Source organism: Archangium sp. (assembly GCF_036389735.1).
In the GTDB taxonomy this organism is placed as follows: domain Bacteria; phylum Myxococcota; class Myxococcia; order Myxococcales; family Myxococcaceae; genus Archangium.
In genome coordinates this window covers 1-3542 of sequence record NZ_DASVWK010000740.1, presented here as the reverse complement: position 1 = coordinate 3542, position 3542 = coordinate 1, and the positions used below count along the sequence as shown (strand labels likewise).

At 65.2% G+C, this 3542-nt stretch carries 4 protein-coding genes and 2 tRNA genes; 3 read left to right on the top strand and 3 right to left on the bottom strand.

Features of this window, described 5'->3' with window-relative positions; genetic code table 11:
- The 3 genes from VF794_RS26350 to VF794_RS26340 form a co-directional block, all read right to left on the bottom strand.
- A partial coding sequence (locus VF794_RS26350; protein ID WP_331115054.1) for a DUF6310 domain-containing protein occupies positions 1-432 on the bottom strand: 432 nt, incomplete at its 3' end.
- Between the two features lie 391 nt (positions 433-823).
- A tRNA-Glu gene (locus VF794_RS26345) sits at positions 824-896 on the bottom strand.
- A 5-nt stretch (positions 897-901) separates the two neighbouring features.
- A tRNA-Lys gene (locus VF794_RS26340) sits at positions 902-974 on the bottom strand.
- Between the two features lie 155 nt (positions 975-1129).
- Between VF794_RS26340 and greB the strand changes: the two genes are divergently transcribed.
- The 3 genes from greB to VF794_RS26325 form a co-directional block, all read left to right on the top strand.
- A complete protein-coding gene (gene greB, locus VF794_RS26335; RefSeq protein ID WP_331115052.1) occupies positions 1130-1702 on the top strand; it encodes a transcription elongation factor GreB in 573 nt (190 codons plus the stop codon).
- 310 nt (positions 1703-2012) lie between these two features.
- A complete protein-coding gene (locus tag VF794_RS26330) occupies positions 2013-3338 on the top strand; it encodes a PhoH family protein (RefSeq protein WP_331115050.1) in 1326 nt (441 codons plus the stop codon).
- Positions 3339-3365: 27 nt separating this feature from the next.
- Positions 3366-3542 (top strand): DUF493 family protein (locus VF794_RS26325; protein WP_414640955.1); only part of this gene is annotated, 177 nt, incomplete at its 3' end.

Here is a 3542-nt window from a genome sequence, read left to right as displayed (position 1 = left end):
AAACTGATCGGCGCACTTGTTATGCGCGTCATCCTTGCCCGCGTGCGGTTCCGGTATGGGCTCGCACTTGGGGCGATCTCGCTCCGTGACTTCGGGTGGCTCCAGAGGAGGAAAATCCGGCCCTTTTGGCTCCGGCTTGGGCCTTTTTTTCGGCGAGGGTTTCTGCGGGGCGGGCGCTGTTTCAGGCACGGGCCTTACCTCGGGGCGGCCCCTATCCAGTGCATACGCATCCAGGGCCTCTTTGATGGCGAAGCCCACCACCACCACGCCCGCGACGACCACCGCTCCCACGACGATCTCCGGTGCTGCCAGCACGCAGACCCCGAGCCCCACGGCAGCGGCACGAGCGGAGGCAACCGCGCATCTTCCCGTGGTGTCGTGAAACTCGATCCGGTCATGGTCGAGGGCAGGAAAGCACCGCTCCGCCAGCACGGGCCAGGACTCGGAAGCCTCCTGGACGGCGCAACGTCCTCCGTCCGTCCAGGGCAGCGTCGCCGCTCGCTGGAGGTTGGCAAGCCGCGTGTTCCGGGCCGCTGGCTCTGTTGGGGTGGGTGCTGACGTGGCGCAGCCTGAGACATAGAGCAGAAGTGCGATGCACGCTTGGAGACGCATGGCCGGGCCCTCCGTTGGAGCTAGGACCTGGCGGGTCCCGGCGAGGCCGTTTGGAGTATGGCCGCGTGCCCCGATAGCCACGAACGAGCGCGCCGGGGGGACCGCTTGCACCGCTCCGGCCTAACGCACTTCTAACGCAACTTGGGTGGACGAAAACGGACGGGGCTGGACGGTTTGACCGTCCAACCCCGTGTTTTCCTCTGCTTCTATGTGTCCCCGACGGGATTCGAACCCGTGTTACCGGCTTGAAAGGCCAGCGTCCTGGGCCTCTAGACGACGGGGACCTCTGTGAGTCGCGGGGGGCTCGAACCCCCGACCCTCGGCTTAAAAGGCCGGTGCTCTACCAGCTGAGCTAGCGACTCGCACTATTCTTTTTTGGCCGCCCGCTGGATTTTAGCAACCCCTGGGCGTTCGCGCGCTGTCTACCAGCACTTCTTTCCGACTTCTACTGGCGATTCAGCCCCCCTGTTCCTGACGGCCACCGGTCAATGGGCCGGCGCCGCGCTATAAAAGGGCCATGCGTCGAGACGTCCAGGCTTCCCAGGAAGCCCCCGAGGAGAACGACGAGCTGGAACTGGAAGGTGGGGACGAGGAGGAGGAGGAGAAGGGCTCGTCCGGCCACCGCCGCTATCTCACCCGCTCGGGAGCCGAGCGCATGCACAAGGAGCTGCTGCGCCTGCTCAACGAGGAGCGCCCCAAGGTCACCGCCGAGGTGTCCGCCGCCGCCGCCCAGGGCGACCGCTCCGAGAACGCCGAGTATATCTACGGCAAGAAGCGCCTCCGGGAGATCGACCGGCGCATCCGCTTCCTCCAGAAGCGCCTGGACACCGCCACCATCGTGGACCCCTCGGAGCAGACCGACCCGGAGCGCGTCTTCTTCGGCGCCACCGTTTCCCTCGAGGACGAGGACGGCGCCCGGGTGACCTATCAGATCGTCGGCTCGGACGAGATCGACACCGCGGGGGGCCGCATCAGCGTGGAGTCACCCATCGCGCGCGCCCTGCTGCGCAAGAAGGTGGGGGACTCGGTCGAGGTGATCCGTCCTCGCGGGGAGATTGAGTACACGATCGTTCAGATTCGTTACGTGTAGCCACGGGTGTGTCCTCGGGTGCCAGCCCGCCGAGGTGCCCTTGAGGTGTCGCCCCGAGGACATCCGGAGGGGCTGGAGGGCCGGGCAGGGAAGGGATCCAGTGATCCACGGATCAGGGGTCTCGTGGGACTCCCCGCGTGACGGTGCGCGTTACACATCAAGTAGGCCCCGAAGACTGTCCGCGTGAAAAGACCGCCCTATATTCGGGTTGGCAGTCAGTCAGTCAGGCGTCGCAGCGGTTCTTCAGTCGGCGTCCCGTCGCACGGTCGGTTCCTGCGGTCGCACCCACTTCGAGGTCGCGCTCCACACGATGCGAAAGAACTTCATCCTCGACACCAACGTCCTCCTCCATGACCCGCGCTCTCTGTACACGTTCAAAGAGCACAACGTCATCATCCCCATCTACGTCATCGAGGAGATCGACCAATTCAAGCGCGATCTCTCCGAGCTGGGCCGCAACGCGCGCCTGGTGGCGCGCTACCTGGACGCGTTTCGCGAGGAGGGCTCGCTGAAGGACGGCGTGCGCCTGCCCGGTGGCGGTCTGCTGCGGGTGTGCTTCACCGAGAGGGCTCCGCCGCTGTCCATGGCGGACAGCAACCTGATGGACAACCGAATCCTCTCGGTGGCCATCGACATGATGGAGCGCGAGCCCCAGTCGCCGGCCGTCTTCATCACCAAGGACACCAACCTGCGCATCCGCGCGGACGCCCTGGGCCTCATCGCCGAGGACTATGACGCCGAGCGGGTGGAGATCACCGAGCTCTACACCGGCTTCTCCGAGCGCCTGGTGCCTCGCGAGATGGTCGACCAGATGTACAAGCCGGGTGGAGAGGTGGAACTCTCCGGCCAGGACAAGCTCTCGCCGCACCAGTTCATCCTGCTCAAGGATGAGTCCAACCCCGAGTCCCACACCGCCATGGGCCGCTTCAACGCAGCCAAGGGTCGGGTGGTGCCGCTGCTGCGCGGCATGAAGAGCGAGGGAGTCTGGGGCATCCGCCCGCGCAACATGGAGCAGAGCTTCGCGCTCGATCTCCTCATGAACGACGAGATCAAGCTCGTCACCATCGTGGGCAAGGCGGGTACGGGCAAGACGCTGCTCGCCATCGCCGCGGGGCTCCACAAGGTGACCGAGGAGGGGACCTACCAGAAGCTGCTCGTCAGCCGGCCCGTCTTCCCGCTCGGTCGGGACATCGGCTACCTGCCGGGCACCCTCGAAGAGAAGATGAACCCCTGGATGCAGCCCATCTTCGACAACGTCGAGTTCCTCATGAACCTCAGCCGCGCCGACAAGAAGGCCGGCCGGGGCTACCACGAGCTGCTGGACCTGGGGCTGATGGAGATCGAGGCGCTCACCTACATCCGCGGGCGCTCCATCCCCAACCAGTACATCATCATCGACGAGGCCCAGAACCTCACCCCTCACGAGGTGAAGACGATCATCACCCGCGTGGGCGACAACACGAAAATCATTCTCACGGGGGACCCGTTCCAGATAGACAACCCCTACGTGGACGCGACCAGCAACGGACTCGTTCACGTGGTCAATCGGTTCAAGAACGAGAAGATCGCGGGCCACATCACCATGGCGAAGGGCGAGCGCAGCGCCCTGGCCGAGCTCGCGGCCAACCTCCTCTAGCCCCCTGCGCCGTACGAGGAAGCGGTCATGAGTGCAGACGGAATGGGAGACGGAGCGACCCAGGTGACCGGTGAGGGCGAGGAGAAGAAGCCCCTCATCGAGTACCCCACCGTCTACACCTTCAAGGTCATGGGCCGGCAGGCCCCGGACTTCACCGAGTACGTGCGAGGGGTGTTCCGCACGCTCATGGGGACGGAAATCTCC

Coding starts and splice junctions, on each gene's coding strand:
- greB (WP_331115052.1), top strand. CDS start 1,130: ATGCGTCGAGACGTCCAGGCTTCCCAGGAAGCCCCCGAGGAGAACGAC.
- VF794_RS26330 (WP_331115050.1), top strand. CDS start 2,013: ATGCGAAAGAACTTCATCCTCGACACCAACGTCCTCCTCCATGACCCG.